Source organism: Streptomyces sp. NPDC052052, assembly GCF_040680455.1.
In the GTDB taxonomy this organism is placed as follows: Bacteria; Actinomycetota; Actinomycetes; order Streptomycetales; family Streptomycetaceae; genus Streptomyces.
Map to the genome: position 1 here is coordinate 88,759 of NZ_JBFAWU010000014.1, position 22,246 is coordinate 111,004.

General features: G+C 71.1%; 18 protein-coding genes and 2 pseudogenes. 8 read left to right on the forward strand and 12 right to left on the reverse strand.

Annotated features, from left to right (window positions below):
- Position 1 precedes the first annotated feature (1 nt).
- The 3 genes from AB0L71_RS18595 (at position 2) to AB0L71_RS18605 (ending at position 6,050) form a co-directional block, all read left to right on the forward strand.
- Entirely contained in the window at positions 2-1,741 is a 1,740-nt protein-coding gene (locus tag AB0L71_RS18595; protein WP_365243839.1) for a D-aminoacylase, read from the forward strand.
- Positions 1,738-3,201: an aldehyde dehydrogenase family protein gene (locus tag AB0L71_RS18600; protein ID WP_365243841.1), complete on the forward strand. Its 1,464-nt coding sequence runs from the start codon at positions 1,738-1,740 to the stop codon at positions 3,199-3,201. Before AB0L71_RS18595 ends, AB0L71_RS18600 begins: the two co-directional genes overlap by 4 nt.
- 155 nt (positions 3,202-3,356) lie before the next feature.
- Positions 3,357-6,050, forward strand: a complete 2,694-nt coding sequence (locus tag AB0L71_RS18605) for a GNAT family N-acetyltransferase (RefSeq protein WP_365244002.1) — start codon at positions 3,357-3,359, stop codon at positions 6,048-6,050.
- Between the two features lie 40 nt (positions 6,051-6,090).
- On the opposite strand, the gene AB0L71_RS18610 is transcribed toward AB0L71_RS18605, so the two are convergent.
- Together AB0L71_RS18610 and AB0L71_RS18615 are read right to left on the reverse strand one after the other, a co-directional pair.
- The gene (locus AB0L71_RS18610) at positions 6,091-6,765 is read right to left on the reverse strand and encodes an endonuclease (protein ID WP_365244004.1); all 675 of its coding nucleotides are present in this window, start codon (positions 6,763-6,765) and stop codon (positions 6,091-6,093) included.
- A gap of 14 nt (positions 6,766-6,779) precedes the next feature.
- Positions 6,780-7,418, reverse strand: a complete 639-nt coding sequence (locus AB0L71_RS18615; RefSeq protein ID WP_365243843.1) for a DNA polymerase ligase N-terminal domain-containing protein — start codon at positions 7,416-7,418, stop codon at positions 6,780-6,782.
- A 207-nt stretch (positions 7,419-7,625) separates the two neighbouring features.
- Here AB0L71_RS18615 and AB0L71_RS18620 point away from each other — a divergent pair, with 207 nt between their 5' ends.
- Complete coding sequence (locus tag AB0L71_RS18620; protein ID WP_365243845.1) at positions 7,626-9,098, forward strand: MFS transporter; 1,473 nt, start codon at positions 7,626-7,628, stop codon at positions 9,096-9,098.
- Positions 9,064-9,909 (forward strand): LLM class F420-dependent oxidoreductase, encoded by an 846-nt coding sequence (locus AB0L71_RS18625; RefSeq protein WP_365243847.1) that lies wholly within the window; start codon positions 9,064-9,066, stop codon positions 9,907-9,909. The genes AB0L71_RS18620 and AB0L71_RS18625 overlap by 35 nt, the downstream gene beginning before the upstream one ends.
- Before the next feature lie 51 nt (positions 9,910-9,960).
- Here AB0L71_RS18625 and AB0L71_RS18630 read toward each other — a convergent pair whose 3' ends face one another.
- The 5 genes and pseudogenes from AB0L71_RS18630 to AB0L71_RS18650 all read right to left on the reverse strand — a co-directional run bounded on the left by AB0L71_RS18630 (position 9,961) and on the right by AB0L71_RS18650 (position 12,234).
- Positions 9,961-10,473, reverse strand: coding sequence for a hypothetical protein (locus tag AB0L71_RS18630; RefSeq protein WP_365243849.1), 513 nt, complete (start codon positions 10,471-10,473; stop codon positions 9,961-9,963).
- A 306-nt stretch (positions 10,474-10,779) separates the two neighbouring features.
- On the reverse strand, positions 10,780-11,325 hold the full coding sequence (locus tag AB0L71_RS18635; protein WP_365243851.1) for a hypothetical protein: 546 nt from the start codon (positions 11,323-11,325) through the stop codon (positions 10,780-10,782).
- Positions 11,326-11,470: 145 nt separating this feature from the next.
- Positions 11,471-11,832: pseudogene (locus tag AB0L71_RS18640) on the reverse strand (transposase); the annotation flags it as partial.
- Between the two features lie 15 nt (positions 11,833-11,847).
- Positions 11,848-11,991: pseudogene (locus AB0L71_RS18645) on the reverse strand (winged helix-turn-helix domain-containing protein); the annotation flags it as partial.
- Complete coding sequence (locus tag AB0L71_RS18650; protein ID WP_365243853.1) at positions 11,992-12,234, reverse strand: helix-turn-helix domain-containing protein; 243 nt, start codon at positions 12,232-12,234, stop codon at positions 11,992-11,994.
- Positions 12,235-12,344: 110 nt separating this feature from the next.
- Between AB0L71_RS18650 and AB0L71_RS18655 the strand changes: the two genes are divergently transcribed.
- The gene (locus AB0L71_RS18655; protein WP_365244010.1) at positions 12,345-12,902 is read left to right on the forward strand and encodes a hypothetical protein; all 558 of its coding nucleotides are present in this window, start codon (positions 12,345-12,347) and stop codon (positions 12,900-12,902) included.
- Between the two features lie 265 nt (positions 12,903-13,167).
- Here AB0L71_RS18655 and AB0L71_RS18660 read toward each other — a convergent pair whose 3' ends face one another.
- The 3 genes from AB0L71_RS18660 to AB0L71_RS18670 form a co-directional block, all read right to left on the reverse strand.
- The gene (locus AB0L71_RS18660; protein WP_365243855.1) at positions 13,168-13,827 is read right to left on the reverse strand and encodes an HAD family hydrolase; all 660 of its coding nucleotides are present in this window, start codon (positions 13,825-13,827) and stop codon (positions 13,168-13,170) included.
- A 93-nt stretch (positions 13,828-13,920) separates the two neighbouring features.
- A complete protein-coding gene (locus tag AB0L71_RS18665) occupies positions 13,921-14,964 on the reverse strand; it encodes a helix-turn-helix domain-containing protein (protein WP_365243857.1) in 1,044 nt (347 codons plus the stop codon).
- A 448-nt stretch (positions 14,965-15,412) separates the two neighbouring features.
- Positions 15,413-16,069, reverse strand: a complete 657-nt coding sequence (locus AB0L71_RS18670) for a TetR family transcriptional regulator (RefSeq protein ID WP_365243859.1) — start codon at positions 16,067-16,069, stop codon at positions 15,413-15,415.
- Between the two features lie 220 nt (positions 16,070-16,289).
- Here AB0L71_RS18670 and AB0L71_RS18675 point away from each other — a divergent pair, with 220 nt between their 5' ends.
- The gene (locus AB0L71_RS18675) at positions 16,290-17,057 is read left to right on the forward strand and encodes an SDR family NAD(P)-dependent oxidoreductase (RefSeq protein ID WP_365243861.1); all 768 of its coding nucleotides are present in this window, start codon (positions 16,290-16,292) and stop codon (positions 17,055-17,057) included.
- A 550-nt stretch (positions 17,058-17,607) separates the two neighbouring features.
- Here the strand turns inward: AB0L71_RS18675 and AB0L71_RS18680 are convergent.
- Entirely contained in the window at positions 17,608-18,234 is a 627-nt protein-coding gene (locus tag AB0L71_RS18680) for a hypothetical protein (RefSeq protein ID WP_365243863.1), read from the reverse strand.
- Between the two features lie 225 nt (positions 18,235-18,459).
- Here AB0L71_RS18680 and AB0L71_RS18685 point away from each other — a divergent pair, with 225 nt between their 5' ends.
- On the forward strand, positions 18,460-21,042 hold the full coding sequence (locus tag AB0L71_RS18685; protein WP_365243865.1) for a bifunctional FO biosynthesis protein CofGH: 2,583 nt from the start codon (positions 18,460-18,462) through the stop codon (positions 21,040-21,042).
- A 156-nt stretch (positions 21,043-21,198) separates the two neighbouring features.
- On the opposite strand, the gene AB0L71_RS18690 is transcribed toward AB0L71_RS18685, so the two are convergent.
- The gene (locus AB0L71_RS18690) at positions 21,199-22,017 is read right to left on the reverse strand and encodes an intradiol ring-cleavage dioxygenase (protein ID WP_365243867.1); all 819 of its coding nucleotides are present in this window, start codon (positions 22,015-22,017) and stop codon (positions 21,199-21,201) included.
- Between the last annotated feature and the right edge of the window lie 229 nt (positions 22,018-22,246).

The window sequence follows — 22,246 nt, forward strand, 5'->3', positions numbered from 1 at the left end:
CATGCTCGACCACCTCATCCGCGGCGCGACCGTCGTGGACGGCACCGGCGGGCCCTCGTACCCCGCCGACGTCGGCATCCGTGACGGCCGCATCGCCGTCATCGCCGAACCCGGCACCCTCACCGAGGAGGCCGTCACCGCCGAGGACGCCACCGGCCTCGTCCTCGCCCCCGGCTTCGTCGACCCGCACACCCACTACGACGCCCAGCTCTTCTGGGACCCGTACGCCACCCCCTCCATGAACCACGGCGTCACCACCGTCGTCGGAGGCAACTGCGGATTCACCCTCGCCCCGCTCCACCCCGGGCGCCCCGAGGACGCCGACTACACCCGCCGGATGATGGCGCGGGTGGAGGGCATGGCGCTCAAGGCGCTGGAGGAGGGGGTCGACTGGACCTGGTCCAGCTTCCGCGAGTACCTCGACGCCCTCGAAGGGCGGATCGCGGTCAACGCGGGCTTCATGGTCGGCCACTGCGCCCTGCGCAGACACGTCATGGGCGCCGACGCGATCGGCGGGCAGCCCACCCCCGAACAGCTCGACGCCATGCTCGCGCTGTTCCACGACGCGATGGAAGCCGGGGCCTGGGGGCTGTCCACCACCCAGTCCGGCACCCACTCCGACGGGGACGGGCAGCCCGTCGCCTCCCGGCACGCGCTCCCCGAGGAACTTCTCGCGCTCTGCCGGGCCGTCGGCCGGCACGAGGGCACCCAGATCGAGGCGATCGTCGCGGGCTGCCTCGACCGGTTCTCCGACGAGGAGATCGAACTCCTGGTGGACATGACCGCCACTGCGGGACGCCCGCTGAACTGGAACGTCCTCACCATCGACGCGGCCGTCCCCGACCGGGTGCCGCGCCAGCTGATCCCCAGCGAACGGGCCCGCCGGGCCGGCGGCCGGATCGTCGCGCTCACCATGCCGATCCTCACCCCGATGAACATGTCGCTGGGCACCTTCTGCGCCCTCAACCTCATCCCTGGCTGGGGCGACATCCTCGCCCTGCCCGTGCCCGAGCGCATCGAACGGCTCCGTGACGCCGACACCCGCGCCGAGATGCTCCGCCGCGCCGACAGCAAGGAGGCCGGTGTCTTCCGCCGGCTCGCCGACTTCGGCCGGTACGTCATCGGCGACACCTACAGTGCGGCCAACGAAGGGCTGAGCGGCCGCGTCGTGGGCGACATCGCCGCCGAACGCGGGCAGGACCCCTTCCACTGCCTGGTCGAGATCTGCGCCGCCGACTCCCTGCGCACCGTGCTGTGGCCGATGCCCACGGACAACGACCCCGGCTCCTGGGAGCTGCGACGGCAGACCTGGGAACACGAGGACGTCCTGCTCGGCGGCTCCGACGCGGGAGCGCATCTGGACCGGATGTGCGGCGCCCCGTACACGACCCGCTTCCTCGGCGACTGCCTGCGCCGGCGCAGGCTCGTCCCCCTCGAACAGGCCGTCAGGATGCTCACCGACGACCCGGCCCGGCTCTTCGGACTCCGCGACCGCGGCCGGATCGAGGAGGGTTACCACGCCGACCTCGTCCTCTTCGACCCCGAACGCATCGACGCCGGGCCCGCCATCCTCGTGCACGATCTGCCCGGCGACAGCCCGCGCCTCGACTCCAAGGCCCTCGGCATCGTGTCCGTCCGCGTCAACGGGGTGGAGACGCTGCGCGAGGACAAGGTGACCGGTGCGGTTCCCGGTACGGTGCTCCGCTCCGGCCGGGACACCCGGACGGTGAGCACCGTATGAGCACCGACGCGCAGCGCCTCTTCATCGGCGGCGAGTGGACCGAACCCGACCACGGCCACTACGAGGTCATCGACCCGGCGACCGAGGAGGTCGTCGGCCGGGCCCCCGAGGCGAGCCGGCAGCAGGTGCACGCGGCCGCCGCCGCGGCCCGCGAGGCCTTCACGACCTGGTCCCGCACCCGCCCCCAGGAGCGCGCCGCGATCCTCGACCGCGCCGCCGGCCTGATGCGGCGCGACCTCGTCGACCACGCCGCGCTCGCCCAGGCGGAGTCCGGCGCCACCACCGCGACGGCCCGGGGCATGCAGGTCGCCGTCGGCGCCGGCCGCTTCCACCGGTACGCCAAGGGCGCCCTGGAACCGGTCGAGCAGCCGATCGCACCCCAGATCAACGAGGCCGGGCCGATGGGACGGGCCGGGGTCTTCGGGGCGCTCGCGGTGCGTCAGCCGGTCGGCGTCGTCACCTGCATCACCTCGTACAACAACCCGTGGGCCAACCCGGCCGGCAAGATCGCCCCGGCACTCGCCATGGGCAACACCGTCGTGGTGAAGCCCGCGCCGCAGGACCCGCTCTCCGTCTACCGGATGGCCGAGGCGCTCGAAGCGGCGGGCGTCCCGGCGGGCGTCGTCAACGTCGTCTCCGGATCGGGCGCCGAGGCGGGTGAGGCCGCCGTGGACGCGCCGGACGTCGACATGGTCAGCTTCACCGGCTCCACCGCCGTCGGGCAGCGCATCGCCGAGGTGTGCGGACGGGGCATGAAACGCCAGTTGATGGAGCTGGGCGGAAAGGGGGCGGCCGTCGTCCTGGACGACGCGGACCTGGACTCCGCGGTGGCCGGCATCGGCACCACGTTCTCCTTCTACAGCGGGCAGATCTGTACGGCCCCGACCCGCGTCCTGGTCCAACGCACCGTCCACGACGCCCTGATCGGGAAGCTCGCCGCCTACGCGGGCCACCTCACGGTGGGCGATCCGAGGGAGCGGGGCACGGTCGTCGGCCCGGTCATCTCCGCCGCCCACCGGGACCGCGTCGAGTCGTACATCGAACTCGGCCGGAAGGAAGGGGCGAGGATCGTCACGGGCGGCGAACGCCCGGCCGGACTCGACCGGGGCTTCTACGTGGCCCCCACCCTGCTCGCCGACTGCACCAACGACATGCGCGTGGTGCGCGAGGAGATCTTCGGCCCGGTCGTCGTGGTCGTCCCCTTCGACGACGAGGACGAGGGCATCGCCCTCGCCAACGACAGCGACTACGGGCTGATCGACTACGTCTGGTCCTCGGACGTGGCGCGCGCCTTCCGGGTGGCCCGCCGGCTGCGCGCCGGCGGGGTCGGTGTGAACACCATCGGACGGAACATGGAGGCGCCGTTCGGCGGGTTCAAGCGGAGCGGGGTCGGCCGGGACGTCGGCTCCTACGCCCTGCACGCGTACAGCGAACTCCAGGCGATCGTCTGGCCGGGCTGAACCGGTCGGCCCGTGGGTGTCCGCCGGCCGGGCGCCCACGGGGGAACCGGCCCGCCGCGTCCACCCCACCCCCGGAACCGCCCCGTTTTGGTTAGGTTAACCTAACTTCCAGGGGGTTCGAACGTGGACGGTTGAGCACAAGGGCGGGCAGCGGCATGCGTGGAGAGGTCTACCGGGACGAGTGGGGCATACCCCACCTATGGGCGGACAGCGCCCTCGAACTCGCCCGCGCCCAGGGCCGCAACGCCGCCCGGGACCGCGCCTGGCAGATCGAGGTCGAACGCCACCGCGTGTGCGGCACCACGGCCGCGACCTTCGGCCCCGAAGCCGTCGAGTGGGACCGGTTCGCCCGGCAGGCCCGGCTGGCGGACACCGCGCAGCGCTGCTTCGACCGCCTGGAGCGAGTCGCGCCGCAGACCGCGGCCTGGGTCGCCTCGTACGTCGACGGGGTGAACGAAGGTCTGGCCGAAGGGGCCGCCACCGCACCGGAGTTCACGGCTGCCGGCCTCACCCCCGACCGGTGGGAGCCCTGGACCCCGCTCGGTATCTGGCTCTCCACCCACATCCTGTTCGCGGGCTTCCCCACCAAGCTCTGGCGCGAGGAGGTGGCCCGCCGGCTCGGTGACGACGCGATCGAACTCTTCGCCACCGACGGCCCCGGCACCTCCGGCTCCAACGGCTGGCTGCTGACCGGCGACCGCACCGCCACCGGGGCGGCGATCATCGCCGGGGACCCGCACCGCTTCATCGAGAACCCGGGCGTCTACCAGCAGATCCGGCTCGCCTGCCCCGAGTTCGACGTGGTGGGCCTCGCCGTCCCCGGTGTGCCCGGCATCGCGCACTTCGGGCACACCGGGGGCGTCGCATGGGCGATCACCAACGCGATGGCCGACTACCAGGACCTGTACCGGGAACGGCTGCGACGTACGGCGACGGGCGGCGTCGAGGCGCTGGGCCCCGAGGGCTGGGAGACGGCCGCCGTCCACACCGAGACGATCGAGGTGGCCGGCGCCGATCCGGTCCCGGTCGAGGTGATCGAGACCGGGCGCGGTCCGGTCATCATCGGCGGCCCGGAGGCCGACCTGGACGGCGGCGGGTCGGGCATCAGCCTTCGCTACCCGCCCCGGGTCACCCACGCGTTGGGCTTCGAGGCACTGCCCGAGCTGCTCCGGGCCCGTGACGTCGCCGGTCTCGACGCCGCCCTGGACCACTGGGTGGAGCCGGTCAACGTCGTCCTCGCCGCCGACACCACCGGAGCCACCCTGCACCGGGTCGCCGGCCATGTCCCGCTGCGCCCGCGCGAGAACCGGCTGCGGGTCGTACCGGCCCACGACGCCGCGTACGCCTGGCGCGGCCACCACACCCCGCTGCCCCGCACCACGGTCGACTCCACGGCGGTGATGGCCAACGCACGCGGCCTCGCCACCCCGTTCGGCGTCGAGTTCGCACCCCCGCACCGGGCGGCGCGCATCCGGGAACTGCTCGACCGGTCCGACCGGTGGAGCGCCAAGGCCATGACGGACATCCATACCGACACCCGCCTCGCCTCCGCCCGCCCGCTGCTGGACCTCCTTGCCACGGCGACCGGCCTCGGCCCCGACGCCACCCGCCTGCGGGACCGACTGCTTGGCTGGGACCGGCACATGGAGGCCGACAGCACGGACGCCACCCTCTACGCGGCCGTCCGCGCCGAGGTCGTGCACCGGGTGGCCGCCCACCCCGCCCTGGCCGCGCTCACCGGCCCCGCCGACCCGGCCGTCACCTCCGCGTACCCGGCGATGTTCCGCCCCTGGCTGGCCGCGGTGCCGCGCATCGCGTTCGCCCTGGAGACCCTGCTGACCCACGGGCCGCTCCCGCATGCCGACCGGCTGGCGGCGGTCGCCGAGGCCGCCGAGGCGGTGGCGGCCCGCTGTGCCGAGGGCGAGGAGCCGCGGCCGTGGGGCGAGCACCACCGGCTGATCGCCTGGCGGGCCTGGCCCGACGCGGACGACGCCACCCCGCTGCCGGGCCTCGCCGGTGACCACGACTGCGTGCTGTCCACCTCCAGCGTTCCCGGCGTCACCGACGGATTCGCCCGCGGCCCCGCCGCCCGCTACGTCTGGGACCTGGCCCGGCGCGAGGACAGCCTGTGGGTGGTCCCGTTCGGCGCGTCCGGGATCCCCGGCGACGCCCACTACCGCGACCAGCAGCCGCTGTGGGCGACGGGCGCGCTCGCGCCCGTCGTCACGGACTGGAACACACTGCACCGAACAGAGGAGAGTGCCGAGTTGACCGTCGATTCCGCTGCCAGAGCAGTGCGCACCCGCGTCCACGAGCAGGAGGTGCCCGGCTTCGGGACCGTCCGCCTCGTCCCCGTGGATCCCGCGGCGGACCTCGATCTGATCCATGGCTGGGTCACCGAGGAGCGCGCCAGCTTCTGGGGCATGGGCGAGGCGAGCCGCGAACAGGTCCTGGAGACCTACGAGTTCCTGGACTCGCTCACCACGCACCATGCCTACCTGGCCCTGCGCGACGGCGTCCCGGTCGCCCTGTTCCAGACGTACGAACCGGCCGCCGACCCGCTCGCCGACTGCTACGACGTCCAGCCCGGGGACTTCGGCTTCCACCTCCTGGTCGGTCCGGTTGACACCGCCGAACGCGGCTTCACCGGCGCACTGTTCTCGGTGTTCATCGGCTACCTCTTCAGCGATCCGGAGCACCTGCGGATCGTCGCCGAGCCGGACGCCCGCAACGAGAAGGTCATCGCCCGCCTGGTGCGGGAGGGCTTCGCACTCGGCCCGGAGATCGACAAGCCGGAGAAGCGGGCCCGGCTGGTGTTCCTCGACCGGCCGGCGGCCACGCAGGCCTGAGCGGCGACCGCCGGGGCGGATCACGTCCCGGCGGTAGCCCTCAGGCCCGCTCCCGCACGTCCTCCACCACGTGCTTGTCCAGCGCCGCCCGCACCAGAGCCGCCGCCAGCACGGCCTGCCCGTGGCCGTCGGGTGCTTCCTCCTCGGCCGCCGCGGCCGCCCCGGACTCCTCGGCCTGCTCCGCCAGCCGTGCGAGCTTCGCCGGTGAGGCGGGCAGCCCCAGCTTCTCGGCTCCCTGGAGCGCCTTCCCGTCCAGGAACGGAGCCGTCTCCGGCCAGACGTCCTGCACCTCGCGCACGAAGATGTCCGCACCGGCCGGCCCCACGCCCGGGGTCCTGCGCAGCCCGCCCCGCAGGACGTCCAGGTCGCCGTCGGCCTCCTTGCGCAGCCGCCGCAGATCGCCCCCGTACTCGAAGAGCAGGAGCTCCGCCCCGTCGCTGAGCTGGGTGGCGGTCCGTTCGTCGTAGCGCCGGTAGCTGCCCTCGCCCAGCGCGTCGACGCGCTCCTGCCACGTCGAGGCGATCATCCGCTCCGGGGTGCGCAGGCCGTGGGCGAAGAGCGCGCGGGCCGCGGCCACCGCTACCGAAGCCCGGATGCGGGCGCTCAACAGATCGCTGAGCACGAGGAGTTGGTACAGCGGCTGCGGGGTGTTCCGCAGCCGGATGCCGGCCTCGGCGGCATAGGTGGTGCCGTAGCGGTCGAGGAGGACCTCCATGGTCCTGCGAGCGGTCACAAGGACCCGCCCCCTTCCTCGGCGGCGACCTGGGCCAGGGTGCGTCCGGTACGGGCCGAGCGGGCCAGATACGGGTCCGGCGCCTCCGGGCCGTCATGGGTGGCGCGCCCGTCCTTGGCCTTCATCAGCAGCCAGATCTCCTCACCGGGGTCGCCGTCCTTGCCGCCTCCCTTGAAGCGCGTGAGGGCGAACTCGCCGTGCAGCTTGGTGCCGTCGAGCCAGAAGGTCGCGTGTCCGTCCTCCAGGGACTGCTCGAACGGTATGGGCTTGCCCCAGCGGTTGTGGCTGAGCGGGCGGTAGGTGCCCTGGTCCCAGACGATCACGGTGCCGCTGCCGTGCTTGCCCTTCTCGATCACTCCCTCGAACGTGCGGTACTCCAGCGGGTGGTCCTCCGTGGGGACGGCCAGCCTTCTCTCGCGCGGGTTCTCCGACGGCCCGCGCGGCACCGCCCACGACCTCAGCACACCGCCGACCTCCAGCCGGAAGTCGAAGTGCATCCGCCGCGTCTGATGGATCTGTACGACGAAACAGGGTGCCGCGGCCGTCTGCCCGCTGTCGCCGTGCGGCTCCTCGGCCATGTCGAAGTGCCGCTTGCCCCGGTGTTTTCGGAGCCGGTCGTCGCTTGCGCCGGTCACATCCATCCGGACACCTCCTCCGGCAGGCCCGCCCCGTGTCCCCCTTCCACTGTGACGCTCCCGGCCGCGCGGCGCACCGGGACGGGACGCGGCCACACACGAAGGTATGTCGACATCAAGTATCTTGACATCGAGATGAATCTCCTGCAAGGCTCCCTCTTGGTCCATCGATCTCTTGATGTCGAGGCATATCCGAGGGGGTACGGGATGCGGCGCGGCACAGGCAGCGGAAACCCGGACGATCCGAAGGCTCCAAAGGTTCCGAAGGTCAGGCAGGGGCTGTGGGCCCGGCTGCGGAACCCGCCGGGCGGCCGCAATGCGCGGATCATGCTGCTCGCCCTGGCCGTGGACCGGATCGGCTCGGGGCTGTGGGCGGCGTCCGTGGTCCTCTACCTCACCTTTGTGACGCATCTGAGCGCCGCGCAGATCGGGGTGCTCCTCGGGGTCGCCGGAGTCGCGGGCATCGCGGGATCGCCGCTGGCCGGACGCCTGGCCGGCCGTTTCCCCGTGCGCTCGCTGCTGATCGGCTGTCATCTGCTGCGCCTGGTGACGGTGGTGCTGGTGCTGGTGTGCGACAGCTTCGGTGCGCTCCTGCCCGTCATCGCCGTCACGCATCTGGGGGACCGGGCGGCGAAGATGCTGGAGATGCTGTTCGCGACCAGGGCGGCCGGCGAGCACCGCGTGGCCTACCAGGCGCTGTCCCGCAGCGCGGCCAACGCCGGTTTCGGTGTCGGCGCGGGGATCGCGGCCATCGGCCTGGCCGTGGGGACCACCGGCGCCTACCAGGCCCTGATCCTCGGCAACGCGCTCTCCTTCGTCCTCGCCGCGGCACTGGTGTGGCGTACGGAAGACGTGCGGGAGACCCCCGTCGAGGCGGCGGCCCCGGCAGGCCCGCCCGACGGCCCGGCGACCGAACGGCTTCCCGGTCGCCGCGCCGCCCGCCGGGCCGGCCCGTGGCGGGACCGCGGCTACCTCACGTTCGTGCTCCTGGACATCCCGATGAACCTCGACGACTCGATCCTCGGCGTCGGCCTGCCGCTGTGGCTGGTGGACCGCACCTCGGCGCCGCACGCCCTCATCCCGGCCTTCCTGGTCATCAACACCGTGATGGTCGTGGTGCTGCAGATCAGCGTGTCGGCGCGGGCCGAGGGCCCACGCCGGGCCACCCGGGCGGTGCTGCTGTACGGGGCCATGACGCTGGTGTGCTGTGTGCTCCTGGCCGCGGCGCCCCTGGGCGGGACGTGGACGGCCGCGGTGGTCCTGCTCGCCGCGGCGCTCGTGGTCACGCTGGCGGAGCTGATGCGGTCGGTCAGCTCCTGGGAGCTGGCGGTCCTCCTCGCACCCGAGGACGACCGCGCCGCGTATCTGGGGGTCGCCGGGATGTCCCAGTCCATCCAGAAGTCCGCCGGGCCGCCTCTGCTCACCGGTGCGGTGATGGCCGCAGGGCCGGCAGGCTGGCTGGTGCTGGGCACGGCGGTCGCGGGCCTCGCCGTCGTGCAGCAGTGGGCCTGCGCCCACCGGCTCGGCCTCCTCGCCCCGCCCGCCCCGGAGACGGATGCCCGGACCCGTACGCGCGCACCCTCGGCTTCGCCCGCCGCACCGCATACGTTGGGGTCCCAACGGACCACGACGGAGGTGTCCTCCCATGCGGATCGCCACGACGATCTTCCTCACCGATGAGACGGTCACGCCCCTGAGGCTGGCCCGCGAGCTCGAACAGCACGGCTTCGCCGGGCTCTATCTGCCCGAGCACACCCACATCCCGGTGAGCAGGGACACCCCCAACCCCTCCGGCGGCGAACTCCCGCCCGAGTACGGCCGCACCCTCGACCCCTTCATCGCCCTCGCCCAGGCCGCCGCCGTCACCGAACGCCTCGCCCTCGGCACGGGCATCACGCTCGTTGCCCAGCACGACCCGATCGACCTGGCCAAGCAGATCGCCACCCTCGACCACCTCTCCGGCGGCCGGTTCACCCTGGGCCTCGGCTACGGCTGGAACGTCGAGGAAGCCGCGGACCACGGGGTCCACTGGCCGACGCGCCGGGATCTCGTCCGCGACCGGATGTCCCTGATGCGCGCCCTGTGGTCGCCCGAACCAATCGCGTACGAGGGCGAGTTCGGCTCCGTCCGGGCCAGCTACGCCTACCCCAAACCGGTCCAGGCGCCCCGCGGCCCGGTGAACGGCCCGCGCACCCTGATCGGCGGCGCGGCCGGCCCCAAGCTCTTCGCGCACATCGCCGAGTACGCCGACGGCTGGCTCCCGATCGGCGGACGCGGCCTGACGGAGTCCCTGCCCACCCTGCGCGCCGCGTGGGAGTCGGCCGGCCGCGACCCGAAGCAGCTCCAGGTGATTCCCTACGCGGCGCTGCCGAGCCCCGGAAAGCTCGCGCACTACGCGGACCTGGGCATCGAGGAGGTAGTCCTGCAACTGCCCCCGGCGGGGGAGGCGGAGGTGCTGCGGACGCTGGACGCGTACGCGGCGTATCTGTAGCGGTGGAGCGCGCCCCGGCGAACTCCCCTTTGCCGTGCGCGCCTCTTGGCCCTACTGCGAGACGGTCAGGGACCAGCGAACAGTTGAGGGAGCCGTAACCCGCACACTTCCCTTGCCGCGCGCGCTCTTTCGCTTGATCTCGTTGGAGATGCTGCTGACTTCCGTGTCGACGCACTCCATCGGGAAGGAGAGTCCAACCGCTTCGACGGTTACGCGGAGTGTGCCCGTGCCCTGGCAGTTGACCTGGATGTCCAGACCCCCGACGCCGACCTCCTTGTCCAGAGGTAGCTCGGCACTGCCTTTCCTGGACGCGACGGACAGCAGAACCTGTTGGTCATCCACCGGCTTGGGGGCCTGGGACGTTGTCTCGCCCTTGAGGTACTGAACCCGGTCGGCGGTGTGCGCCGGACTGGCATCCACGGATCGAGAGGGAGAGGGAGAGGCGGACGGTCCGGCCGATGCGGGCTCCGCCTCCCCGCTGCATCCGGTCAGCACCGAGGCGGTGCCGACAAGCACGGCAAACGCGATGACGGAACCCACGGGTCCCCGACCGATGATGCCCATGAGGCACCTTTCCCCCGGCCGCCCTTTTGCTGGAGCGGCGATGGCATCAGTAAGCCACACACGCAGCCGAGAACACCCAGGTGTGCATACAAGCTTGAGCACAACGTGAGGTTGGGGGCGGGCGTTCCGTTCGCAGGGTGGTGCTGAGTCCTTTGTCCGGCTAGAGCCTGTCTCCTTGGTGGTGTTACTGAGGTTGAACTCGTGCTGTCGTAGGGGCTGACCGGCCCCGCCGCCAGCTCCACGATGCCCTTCCTCCCCCTATGAAGGCGTTCGAGGTTCGATGCGGCGAGGTGAGCGTGGTGCCGTCTACCAGCGTTGCCAGACCACTTTGGGTGCTTCGTCGCGTGTGATGGAGTGGTCATCTCCCGCGACGAAGAACAGAGCCCAGGACACGACGTGGTCGCCGACGCGCTGTGCGCCGAGTTCGAGTTGGAAGCCGTCGCAGAAGAAGTCTCCTGTGGGGCTGAACCGCAGGTCGGTGTCGTGCTTGGTCGCGTGGGCTTCCATCTCCTGCGCGAGCTGCGACGGGACACGGCCGATGAGCGGGATTCCCTCGCAGGTCACCTGGGGGCCGAGGCGTCCATCGACCTGCACGTAGGCCAGCTCTCCGTCCGCATGGAAGTAGCATTCCACCGCCGCCTGGCTCATGGGGGCGCCTTCCTTGGCGAAGCGCAGGCAGTCCCACCCTGGGCTGTATCCGTCGGGCTGGGCGGTGAAGCCGTGCGCGGCCATGGCCGCGATGACCTCTTCCTGCTGCATGTTCATGCGCAGCGGTCCCAGGGTCCGCCCGGGGAGGTAGTTCCACTGATCCCGTTCCGTGTCCGGGAGCACCGGCCACATACCCGTATCCATCGCACGGTGATCGCGCACCCGCTCACGACCCGCGCATCAGGGGCCGGTGAGATGACCGGCCGGGACAGTGGCAGTCGGTCGTCACACAGCACGACCTTCCAGGGTTGCTGGGGGGGGGGCTGAATTCGTGGCGTTGTGTCGTTGCTCAGCCGGGTCCGATGGTCAGCCCCGTCTCGGCGAGGCAGCCGTCTATGAGGTGGCTGCGGTACTGGATGTGCCGTAGGCCGCGTCGGATGCGTTGGACGAGGTGTTCGGGGGTGACAAGGCGACGTTGGAGAGCCATCCGCGTCGCATGAGGGACCAGATCCCTTCGACGGGGTTGAGGTCAGGTGCGTAGGGCGGCAGGTAGTAGATGGCCAGCCAGTCCCAAGCCGTGGCCCACTCCCGCAGTCCGGCAGCTTTGTGGACGTTGAGGTTGTCCCAGATGAGCACGATCGGGCCGCCGAGCTGCTGGTGGGCGGCGGTCAGCAGGTCGCGGTAGTCGCGCCAGGAGAAGCTCTTGCGTCCGTGGCAGGACCAGCCGTTACGTACCAGCAGGTTGCGCACGCCCTGAACGGTGTAGGTCAGCTGGAAACGCCGCCCGATCACGGTCTTGATGCGCGCCAGCGTCCACCGCTGGTCCTCCCAGCCATGCGCGGCCGGCCTCTTGGCCAGCTCCGCCTCCAGCTACGCGAACTGCTGCTCGCTCAGCCTCGGTAGCGACGCCGGCCCCTGCGACCGCAGGGACCGCGGACCGTCCTCGTCCCACGTCCGCCGCCACCGCTGCACCGACCGGACGCTGACCCGCAGGTCCTTGGCGATCGCCGCGCTCACCTTACCCAGGGCAAACAGTTTTGCAGCCTGGAGCCGTAACCGCTCGCGGAACTGCTGCCGTTCGGCGGTCAGCCCGCCCCCTTGTGGATACCGCATGCCCCGGTGATACCGCAGCGAGAGATGAGACGTCAGCCCCTACGACACCACGAGTTCAACCTCAGTAGTCGGCTGCAGTGGGGTCGTCCTGCCGTGCGAAGGTGTGCGCCATGGCGCCTTCGATAGTCCGTGGACTTGCTCTGCCCGCCCAACTGACGTCCCTCATCGATCGCGACCTCTGGCGGCACCCGGGCGATGCCGTGCTGACGGAGGTAATCCCGTGGTTCGAGGATTCGCTTGCCTTTGTGAAGAAATCGGAGCAGATGACGTTCGCGTCCCAATCGCTGGACATGTTCGCCGACGATCCGCACTCCGCCTTCTTCAGTGTGGGACGCGGAAGCCGGGCAGCCGCCCCACTCGAACTCCCCTGGCTCGACGCTGACCAGGCTGTGCTGATCGCTATCGCCCGCAATCCCGGTGACGATGGTGCCCTGGCGCTTGACTACCGTACCGATCCCTCTAACCCACGCATTGTCGGTAGTGACTTCTGGACGAACCCCCGTCTGTGCCAATGGCGGGTCGTAGCACCTACCATTTCGTCCTTCGTCACGAGCCTGGGCTTGTGGATTCGGCCGTCATTTAACCTCCGTGCCCAGATGAATGGCGTCGTCCACGGACCGGATCGGCCGGCATTAGCGGCCCGATTCGGTCCCGCATCGCATCATTGATCACTAATCGGGCCGGCACATCCGATCAACTGCCCACCCCATCAAAGAGACCCGCTCTAGTTGGCGACGCCTTTGCGTGTAACCGCCCGCCGCACCGGCCATGCGAACGGTTACGCCACCAGCAAGGCGACGAAGGCGGTCGTCCGCTGACATCGCCGAGGTGAGCAGAAGGGCCGGGCCCCTCACGGGAAGTGGGGTGCCCGGCCCTTCTGCGTACCGCGGCCGGTCGGATGAGGTTTTGAGTGCGAGTGTTCGGGTGCGGAGTTCAGAGCGCGGACAGCAGCACCGGCAGCTTGCGCATGTCGTCGAAGACCACCGTGTCCGGGCCCCCCAGCCAGTGCGCCGGGGTCAGCCCGCCCGCGTAGCCCAGGGATCGCATGCCGGCCGAACGGGCGGCCTGCACGCCGTATTTGCTGTCCTCGACGACGACGCAGGCCGCGGGGTCGACGCCCATCCGCCGGGCCGCGTGGAGGAAGAGGTCCGGGGCGGGCTTGCCGTGCGCGACCTCGCTGGCGCTGAAGATGCGGCCCTCGAAGCGGGAGTGGAGTCCGGTGTGACCGAGGGTGTGGCGCATCTTCTCGTGGCTGCCGCTCGACGCCACACAGGTGGGGAGCGTGAGGGCGTCCAGTGCCTCGTGGATGCCGTCGACCGCGACGAGTTCGGTGTCCACCGCCTCGCGGTGCAGGTGCTCGAAGCGCTCCTGCCAGAGGGCGGACCGGCCCGGCAGGCGCGCCTCGATCAGTTCGCCTACGGACGCGTTCGACCGGCCCACGAACTTCTCCAGGACCTCGTCCGCCGTCAGCGGCCATCCCAGCTCGGCGCCCACCTCGACACTGATGCGCACGGCGATGGGCTCGCTGTCGACGAGTACGCCGTCGCAGTCGAATATGACGAGTTCGGGGGGAGGTGCGGCCCTTGTGATCATCCAGAAAGGATAGGGATGCCCGTCGGCCGGCGAAGGCGCGAGGTCAGCCGGCTGCCCGCCCGGCACCTCAGGGCCAGGGCCCCCACCACGTGTTCAGGCCGGTGAGAGCTGCGTTTCGGCGGCTGCGCAGGGGCCGCAGTGGCCGGGGGTGGGGGAGCGGAAGGCGTGGTCGCAGCGGTCGCAGTTCTGGAGCGGTGCGGCTGCGGGGCGGGGGATACGTGGGGGCGGGATGAGGGCGGTGAGTCGGTGGCGGAGGAGTTTGGCGGGATGTTTGAGGGGGTGGGGAAGGTCGTTGGTGAGGGCGTGGCGGATGGCGCTCGGGGTGACCTCGCGTTCGAGCCAGGCGGTGACGGCGGGCGCGAGGTGGTGGATGTCGCCTTCGGAGAGGGTGAGTTGGGGTGCGTGGCGGTGGAGATCGGTGAGGAGCGCGGCGGCGACGTGGAGGAGCTGGGGGAGGGGCTCGCGGGGGTGGGGGAGCGGCGAGGGCGGGGGCTTCGGTGCGGTGCGAGCGGGGACGCAGGGGGGTGTGGGGTGCGGCGGGGATGCGGGGGCTGCGAGCGGGTGGGCTGGTGGTGCGGTGGCTACGGCCGTGAAGGCGGGTGCCTCGGGTGCCGGGGGCGCCTCAAGTACCTCGGGTACCTCGGGTGCTTGTGGTGCGGGAGCGGCGACCGGGGTCGGTGCCGGAGCCGGAGCCACGAATCGGGCCGGGGCGGGGCGGCTGGGCTTGGAGCGTCGTCCGGATGCCGGGGCTGGGTGGCGGGCGTCGGTGGAGCCCGGTTGGTTGTAGGAGCAGGTACGGGTGACGATCCGGCCGTCGGGGAGGCGTTCGCGGGTGCGGCGGAGGTAGCCGTGGGCTTCCAGTTCGTGCAGGGCGGCGGCGATACGGGCCTCGCTCTCCGGGAAGCGTTCGGTGAGGTGTTTGATCCCGATGTTCGCCCCGGTGGGCAGCGACTGGATGTGGGTGGCGAGGCCGATCGCGAGGAGGGAGAGCTCGCGGTGCTGGGCGAGGTGGTTGCCGACGACCGTGAAGCGGCTGGTGTGGCGGGAGTGGATGTGCATGACGCCGGACGAGGGCGTGGCGTCCCCGCGACGGGGAGACGTGGCGCGCGGGCGCGCGCTAACCTGCTGGGTATCCATCGGGAAGGGCTTTCTTCCTCGGTGGTCAGGCCCTCGATCGGGATTCCGAGTCCCGGCCGGGGGCCGACGCATGTCTGGGGTTGTCGCGGTGAGCATATGTCTGCCAACCACCTGGAAATCCAGCTAAGTTCGCAAACCTCACCCATGCGAGTGACGGGTCCCTGGTGGGGTCGGGGGAGGGGTTGGTTGGGGAAGTTCCTTCTCCCCAAAGCCTTTAAAGCTTTTACATCGGGGGCCGCCACGTCGCGGTGTGCCACGTCGTGGTGTGCCAGTTGCGGTGTACCCGGATCGCGGCTGTCGCGATCCGGTACACCGCAAGGCGTGTCAGGCGGCGCGGGCCGTGCCCGGCCCTGGCGCGCACGTACGCGACGACAGCGGACCCGAAACCGACCAGGCGGTGATCACTGGCTGCAAGGCCACCCGCAACCGGCCCCTGACTGACGGGACGTCACGCCGACAGGCCCGACAGGGCCGCGCGCAGCGCCTGGCGGATCGTCTCCACAAGGGCCGGCGACATCGGCTCGTCGATATCTCCGGACCAGGCCCATTCCTCAGCGGCGACCCGAAGCGCACCGTTGATCATGGCTGCCTGCACCCGAGGAGTGAGTGCATCCTCGGCAAGCCCGGCCCGCTCAGCCAACGCTTTGGCGAACGCTGATTCCGCCTCGTTGTGCACGGCCAGCCACACCGCGCGGAGCCCTGGCTCGGTGCGTGTCAGCCGGATCATCTGCCTCAGCTGCTCGCGGATCTGGCGGTCTGGCTCACCGCCGAACATGGCGATTGAGGGTGAGTCGGAATGCCAAGCACGCAACCGGGCAGCGGTCTCCTCGGCGCCGATCGCCAGCAGTGGGCGCACGCACTCCTCCTTCGAGGAGAAGTAACGCCACAGCGTGCGGGTGGACATGCCGACAGCGTCTGCGATGTCGTTGGCCGAGGTTTCGGCGACGCCACGGGACGCGAAGAGCCGCACTGCTGCCCGGGAGATCTCAAGCCGCACTGCCTGGCGGCGACGCTCGGACATCGGCGGGCGGCCCGTCCGCGACGCCGCCTGTTTACCGGCAGCGCCGGACTGATGCAGGACTGGTGGTCCATCCGTTCGCGTCATGAGTTCCCTTTGTCCGCACCCAGGGCGAGGTGCTTCCGCCACGGGCCCGGCGTCCGCGGCCTCCCCGCTCTCAGATTCTAACAATCTGGCGCGCCGCGACATATTGTCGTGCTGCGCCATAAAGGCTGTACGCTCAGCTGTGTGGACGGATGGCCAACACCGGCCCCGCCCACGGGCGGCCTGATCGCGGCCGCCCGGATCCAGCAAGGAGCAGAAGCACATGAGCACCGTCGACGGTCTGGACAGCAAGAGCGTCATCGTCACCGGCGCCGGTTCGGGCATCGGCCGCGCCTCCGCTCTGGCGTTCGCGAACGCCGGCGCGCAGGTCGTCGTCGCCGATCTGAACGACGCGAGCGCCAAGGAGACGGTCGCCGCCATCGAGGACCAGGGCGGCCGGGCCGTCACCGTCGTCGGCGACCTCAGCGATCCCGCGGTGGTCGACCGCGTCGTCACCACAGCACTGGACGCTTTCGGCGCGATCGACGTCCTGGTCAACAACGCCGGGATCATGGACCGGATGTCCGCAGCCCACGAGACGGAGGATGCGGAGTGGGAGCGGGTCATCCGCATCAATCTGACGGCGCCGTTCCTGCTCACCCGGGCCGTTCTGCCGCACATGCTCGAGGCCGGCCGGGGCGTGATCGTCAACACGGCCTCCGAGGCGTCACTGCGCGGAAGCGCTGCCGGCGCCGCCTACACCGCGTCCAAGCACGGCATCGCAGGGCTGACCAAGTCTCTTGCGGTGATGTACCGCGACAAGGGAATTCGAGCGAACGCGATCGCCCCCGGCGGTACGGCAACCAACATTCAGGTGAACGTGGCCGAGAACGCTCTGGGCCCGGCGACCCTGGGCGCCTACATGGGCAACGTCGGCAGGCCGGCCGCGGCAGAGACTCAGGCCGCCGCGATACTCTTCCTCGCCTCGGACGCCGCGAGCAACATCAACGGCACCATCCTTCCGGTCGACGGCGGTTGGTCCGCGGTCTGACCCCGCACGGGCCGCCGGCGAAGGGCTTCAGCGCGGGCCGGGCCGGCCGCGAAGGCGAAGCGCATGCGCGCCGGCGGCCGGCGCACCGGTCAGCGGCACCACTGCGGCGATGCCCAGGACGGGAAGCAGGTGGCCCAGGCTCCTGTGCAGGCGTAGGCAAGGAACGGCGGGCAGGGTGCGGCCATCACGGCCATCACGGCCGTCTCGGTCGGCCCGGGTGACCTTGACCGCCAAGCCAGTGCGAGGCCGGTGGCCCCGAGGACCAGAAGGGGCCAGACGCCGTAGTCGGTGCTGACCGGGAGTACGCCCGCGTAGAGAGCCGTCACCGGGCGCGGCTCAGATGCACACCGCCACCCGCCGCCGCGCCCACCACGAATGGTGCCGCGCTCGCCAGCAGCCGTCCGGCAATGCCCTGGTGCCCTGGCGTCCGGTGCGGGCTCCTGTCCCGGTGCGTCCGACGTGCGCCGCGTGGACCGGACACCGCCGCTGTGACGGTCGGGTTGAATCGGTGGCTCAGGGGGCGCGTGACCGGCGAACTTCCCCTGTGCCGTCAGTGCAGGCTGTAGGTGACCACGGTGCGGGCTGGGACGCGGAAGTAGTCGTTGAGGGTGGGAGAGCGCTCGACCATGACCTCGACTCTGGACCCGGTGGCGCTTGTGGAGTGGTAGATCCAGACGGGGCCCCGCAGGGGAGAGCCGCACAGACCGTCCGGGAGTGCGAACTCATCTTCGGCATCCCCTTTTACACCGTACTTCGTGTCGAACAGGGGCTCGCCCTCCGGGAGGATGCCCGCCCGGTCAAGGTAGTCGGGAATCTGGCTGCTCAGGAAGGTGACCTCGGCGCGACCGTTCTGGGTGAAATAGTGGATGTCGGAGGCGCCGGAGGGTATCGACGCACCCCCGGCGTGGATCACGTCCGGCAACTGCACGTCGCTTCCCTCGCACGCCCGGGCGTCGCCGAACGGGTGGAACAGGTCAGCCTGGAAGAGCCAGACGCCCCCTCCGGCCAGCACGGCCAGGACGATGACAGCACCCCCCAGGCACGACAGCCTGCGCCATGGCCCGGTCCTTCTCTCGGACGCACCGCTCATGTCCTCCGGAAACGGCGCCCCCCTCGACTCCTCGCCCACCCAGGTCCCGTCCCTGGTCTCCGAACCGGCGTTCCAGGAATCACTCATGAAGGTCCCCCTCGGTCTGCCTTGCACGCGGGCACGCGGAGCATATGCCAGGGATCGACGGGGCCGGCACCGGAATGTGCGCAGCCGGCCCGGCGCCCCCGCACCGTTGCCCGGCGTCCGGGGAGGCGGCGTCGCCGTCCCGCGGTGGCCGGTCCCGGACCCTGGCCCTCCCCTCCACAAGGACTCCCTGGTCCGGGGCGCGTGCACCGCTCGTATGCTCGCTCCATGACCGATCCTCAGCACGGACGTCCGACCACCAATTCCATGCGGCGCGCCCTCAAGCGGGCCCGCGACGGTGTCGCACTCGATGTGACCGAGGCTGCCGTCCTGCTCCAGGCGCGAGGCGACGACCTGACGGATCTGGCCGCCTCGGCGGCCCGGGTGCGTGACGCCGGCCTCGAAGCCGCCGGCCGGCCGGGTGTCATCACGTACTCCCGCAAGGTCTTCATCCCGCTGACCCGGCTCTGCCGCGACCGCTGCCACTACTGCACCTTCGTCACCGTCCCCGGCAAGCTGCGGCGGGCGGGCCACGGCATGTTCCTCTCGCCCGACGAGGTGCTGAAGATCGCCCGCGAGGGCGCGGCCATGGGCTGCAAGGAAGCGCTGTTCACCCTCGGCGACCGCCCCGAGGACCGCTGGCCCGAGGCCCGGGAGTGGCTGGAGGCCGAGGGCTACGACGACACTCTGGCGTATGTGCGCGCCATGGCGATCCGGGTCCTGGAGGAGACCGGCCTCCTCCCGCACCTCAACCCCGGGGTGCTGACCTGGACCGACCTCCAGCGCCTCAAGCCCGTCGCCCCGTCCATGGGCATGATGCTGGAGACCACCGCCACCCGCCTGTGGTCCGAGCCGGACGGCCCGCACCACGGCTCCCCGGACAAGGAACCGGCCGTACGCCTGCGCGTCCTGGAGGACGCGGGGCGCTCCAACGTCCCGTTCACGACCGGCATCCTGATCGGGATCGGTGAGTCCTACGAGGAGCGCGCCGACTCCCTCTTCGCGCTCCGCAGGACCGCCCGCGCCTACCACGGCATCCAGGAAGTCATCGTGCAGAACTTCCGCGCCAAGCCGGACACGGCGATGCGCGGCATGCCGGACGCCGAGCTGGAGGAGCTGGCCGCGGCCGTCGCCGTCGCCCGGCACGTCCTCGGCCCGTCCGCCCGCATCCAGGCCCCGCCGAACCTCGTCGACGCCGAGTACGCCCTGCTGATCGGCGCGGGCATCGACGACTGGGGCGGCGTCTCCCCGCTCACCCCGGACCACGTCAACCCCGAACGCCCCTGGCCGCACATCGACGAACTCGCCGCCCGTACGGCCGAGTCGGGCTTCACGCTTCGCGAACGCCTCACCATCTACCCCGAGTTCATCCAGCGCGGCGAGCCCTGGCTCGACCCCCGCATCGTCCCGCACGTGCGCGCCCTCGCCGATCCGGAGACGGGCCTGGCGAAGGAGGGGACGATCCCGGTCGGCCTGCCCTGGCAGGAGCCCGACGAGGAGTTCGGCGCCACCGGCCGCACCGACCTGCACCGCACCATCGACACCGAGGGCCGCACCGGCGACCGCCGCGAGGACTTCGACGAGGTGTACGGGGACTGGGAGGCGCTGCGCGAGGCGGCCGCCCCCGGCATGGTTCCGTCCCGCATCGACGCCGATGTGCGCGAGGCGCTGAGCCAGGCAGCCGACGACCCGACGAAGCTCACCGACGACCAGGCGCTCGCCCTGCTCCACGCGGACGGCCCGGCGCTCGACGAACTCTGCCGGATCGCGGACACCCTGCGCCGTGACGTGGTCGGTGACGACGTCACCTACATCGTCACCAGGAACATCAACTTCACCAACGTCTGCTACACCGGCTGCCGTTTCTGCGCCTTCGCCCAGCGGCGCACCGACGCCGACGCGTACACCCTCTCGCTGGACCAGGTCGCCGACCGGGCCGCGCAGGCCTGGGACGTCGGCGCGGTCGAGGTATGCATGCAGGGCGGCATCCATCCGGACCTGCCCGGCACCGCGTACTTCGACATCGCGCGGGCGGTGAAGGAACGGGTCCCCGGCATGCATGTGCACGCCTTCTCGCCGATGGAGGTCGTCAACGGTGCGACCCGCACCGGCCTGTCCATCCGTGACTGGCTGACCGCCGCGAAGGAGGCCGGCCTCGACTCGATCCCCGGCACCGCGGCCGAGATCCTGGACGACGAGGTCCGCTGGGTCCTCACCAAGGGCAAGCTGCCCACCTCGACCTGGCTGGAGGTCATCAGGACCGCGCACGAGGTGGGCCTGCGCTCCTCGTCCACGATGATGTACGGCCATGTCGACCAGCCCCGCCACTGGCTCGGCCACCTGCGGACCCTGGCCCGGCTCCAGCAGGAGACCGGGGGCTTCACGGAGTTCGTCACCCTCCCCTTCATCCACACCAACGCCCCCGTCTACCTGGCGGGCATCGCCCGCCCCGGCCCGACCGACCGCGACAACCGGGCCGTCACCGCCATGGCCCGGCTGCTGCTCCACCCGCACATCACCAACATCCAGACCAGCTGGGTGAAGCTCGGCACGGAGGGGGCCGCCGAGATGCTGCGCTCGGGTGCGAACGACCTGGGCGGCACGCTGATGGAGGAGACCATCTCCCGTATGGCGGGGTCGAGTTACGGCTCGTACCGGTCCATCCAGGACCTGGTCGCGATCGCCGAACGGGCCGGACGCCCGGCCAGGCCGCGCACGACCCTGTACGGCGAGGTCCCGCAGGAGCGGGTGGCGGCGGCCACCGCATCCGACGGGCACCTTCCCGAGCTGTTGCCCCTGCTGCCGGACTGAGCCGGGCGGGGCCCTGCGGGCTTTCCGGTCCGCCGGTCCGCCGGTCCGCCGGTCCGTCGCGGCCGCGAGCGATGCGGGCGGGCGCGAGGGCGTGTCATGACGGTGGCCCGCCGGACGATTGCGGCGTCCGGCGGGCCACCTGCGTGGGGGAGAGGGTCAGGCGTCGACGCCCAGGGTGAGGGTGCCGCTGTAGCCGGAGGCGGCGGTGGAGCCCAGCGCGGTCAGAGTGAGGAGGCCGGAACTGGCGCCCCCGCCGTCGTAGATCGAGTCCTGGGTGAGGGTGGTGCGGGTGACGGTGTTGGTGGAGTACGGAGAGACCTTGCCGACCGCCGTCGTGATCGTCTCGTTGAAGAAGAGCTGGCCGGTGTGGATCTCGTTGCCTCCCGTGAAGGAGCCGTCCGAGGTGAGGGTGACGCCGGTGTGGACCTTGACGTGGATGTGCACGCAGCGGCCCCGGTACCAGCCCGGGTAGATCGTGGTGATGCTCGCCAGGCCGCTGGCGTTGGTGAGCACGCCGCCGCGCAGGAAGGTGCCGTCGTCGGGCTCGTTGTGTCCGTTGCCGCCGACGAAGCCGGAGTACTCGCCGAGCGCGTCGCAGTGCCAGATCTCCACCAGTGCGCCGGACAGCGGCGCGCAGGTGGAGCTGTCGACGACGGTGAGGGCCAGCTGGAGCGGGGCGCCGGCCTTGCCCTCCGTGATGTCGGAACGGACCAGCTGGCCGTCCAGGTAGTAGGGGCCCTCGGTCATCTCCTTGGTGAGGGTGCAGACCGCCGCAGCGGCGGCGGGCTCCGCACGGACGGCTTCGGCGGCAGCCGGTTCCTGCGACGCGGCGGCCGCGCCGACCGCCAGGGAGGCCACCGTGGCGCCGGCGGCGAACAGTACGGTGCGGCGCCCTAAGGGAGTCTCGGCCTTGGTGGCTTCGGCGGCTTCGGCGGCTTCGGAGGGGACGGGGTGTTCCCGTGAGGTGTCTGTCATGAACACGGCACCGTAGGGATCATTCCTGTCAGGAACCTGTCAGAACGGCAAAAAGGCATTTCGTCAAGCAAAGTGCAGGACAAGGAGGAGTGCGGGGTTCCGGAATTTCTCGGAACTGCGGTCGGTGGGAACGCCATTGGTCGCGTCGTCCCACGGCGGAGCCGGCCGGAGAAGTCCGTACCGGGAGGGTGCGGATCCGGGTAACCTTGCCCGGCGTCATACGGCGAGA

Excerpts from the sequence above, each read along its gene's own strand:
- AB0L71_RS18660 (WP_365243855.1), bottom strand. The coding sequence starts at position 13,827 with ATGATCACAAGGGCCGCACCTCCCCCCGAACTCGTCATATTCGACTGC.
- AB0L71_RS18650 (WP_365243853.1), bottom strand. The coding sequence starts at position 12,234 with ATGCGGTATCCACAAGGGGGCGGGCTGACCGCCGAACGGCAGCAGTTC.
- AB0L71_RS18655 (WP_365244010.1), top strand. The coding sequence starts at position 12,345 with ATGGCGCCTTCGATAGTCCGTGGACTTGCTCTGCCCGCCCAACTGACG.
- AB0L71_RS18630 (WP_365243849.1), bottom strand. The coding sequence starts at position 10,473 with ATGGGCATCATCGGTCGGGGACCCGTGGGTTCCGTCATCGCGTTTGCC.
- AB0L71_RS18675 (WP_365243861.1), top strand. The coding sequence starts at position 16,290 with ATGAGCACCGTCGACGGTCTGGACAGCAAGAGCGTCATCGTCACCGGC.
- AB0L71_RS18605 (WP_365244002.1), top strand. The coding sequence starts at position 3,357 with ATGCGTGGAGAGGTCTACCGGGACGAGTGGGGCATACCCCACCTATGG.
- AB0L71_RS18620 (WP_365243845.1), top strand. The coding sequence starts at position 7,626 with ATGCGGCGCGGCACAGGCAGCGGAAACCCGGACGATCCGAAGGCTCCA.
- AB0L71_RS18610 (WP_365244004.1), bottom strand. The coding sequence starts at position 6,765 with ATGGAGGTCCTCCTCGACCGCTACGGCACCACCTATGCCGCCGAGGCC.
- AB0L71_RS18595 (WP_365243839.1), top strand. The coding sequence starts at position 2 with ATGCTCGACCACCTCATCCGCGGCGCGACCGTCGTGGACGGCACCGGC.
- AB0L71_RS18690 (WP_365243867.1), bottom strand. The coding sequence starts at position 22,017 with ATGACAGACACCTCACGGGAACACCCCGTCCCCTCCGAAGCCGCCGAA.
- AB0L71_RS18665 (WP_365243857.1), bottom strand. The coding sequence starts at position 14,964 with ATGGATACCCAGCAGGTTAGCGCGCGCCCGCGCGCCACGTCTCCCCGT.
- AB0L71_RS18670 (WP_365243859.1), bottom strand. The coding sequence starts at position 16,069 with ATGACGCGAACGGATGGACCACCAGTCCTGCATCAGTCCGGCGCTGCC.
- AB0L71_RS18635 (WP_365243851.1), bottom strand. The coding sequence starts at position 11,325 with ATGGATACGGGTATGTGGCCGGTGCTCCCGGACACGGAACGGGATCAG.
- AB0L71_RS18680 (WP_365243863.1), bottom strand. The coding sequence starts at position 18,234 with ATGAGTGATTCCTGGAACGCCGGTTCGGAGACCAGGGACGGGACCTGG.
- AB0L71_RS18685 (WP_365243865.1), top strand. The coding sequence starts at position 18,460 with ATGACCGATCCTCAGCACGGACGTCCGACCACCAATTCCATGCGGCGC.
- AB0L71_RS18625 (WP_365243847.1), top strand. The coding sequence starts at position 9,064 with ATGCGGATCGCCACGACGATCTTCCTCACCGATGAGACGGTCACGCCC.
- AB0L71_RS18600 (WP_365243841.1), top strand. The coding sequence starts at position 1,738 with ATGAGCACCGACGCGCAGCGCCTCTTCATCGGCGGCGAGTGGACCGAA.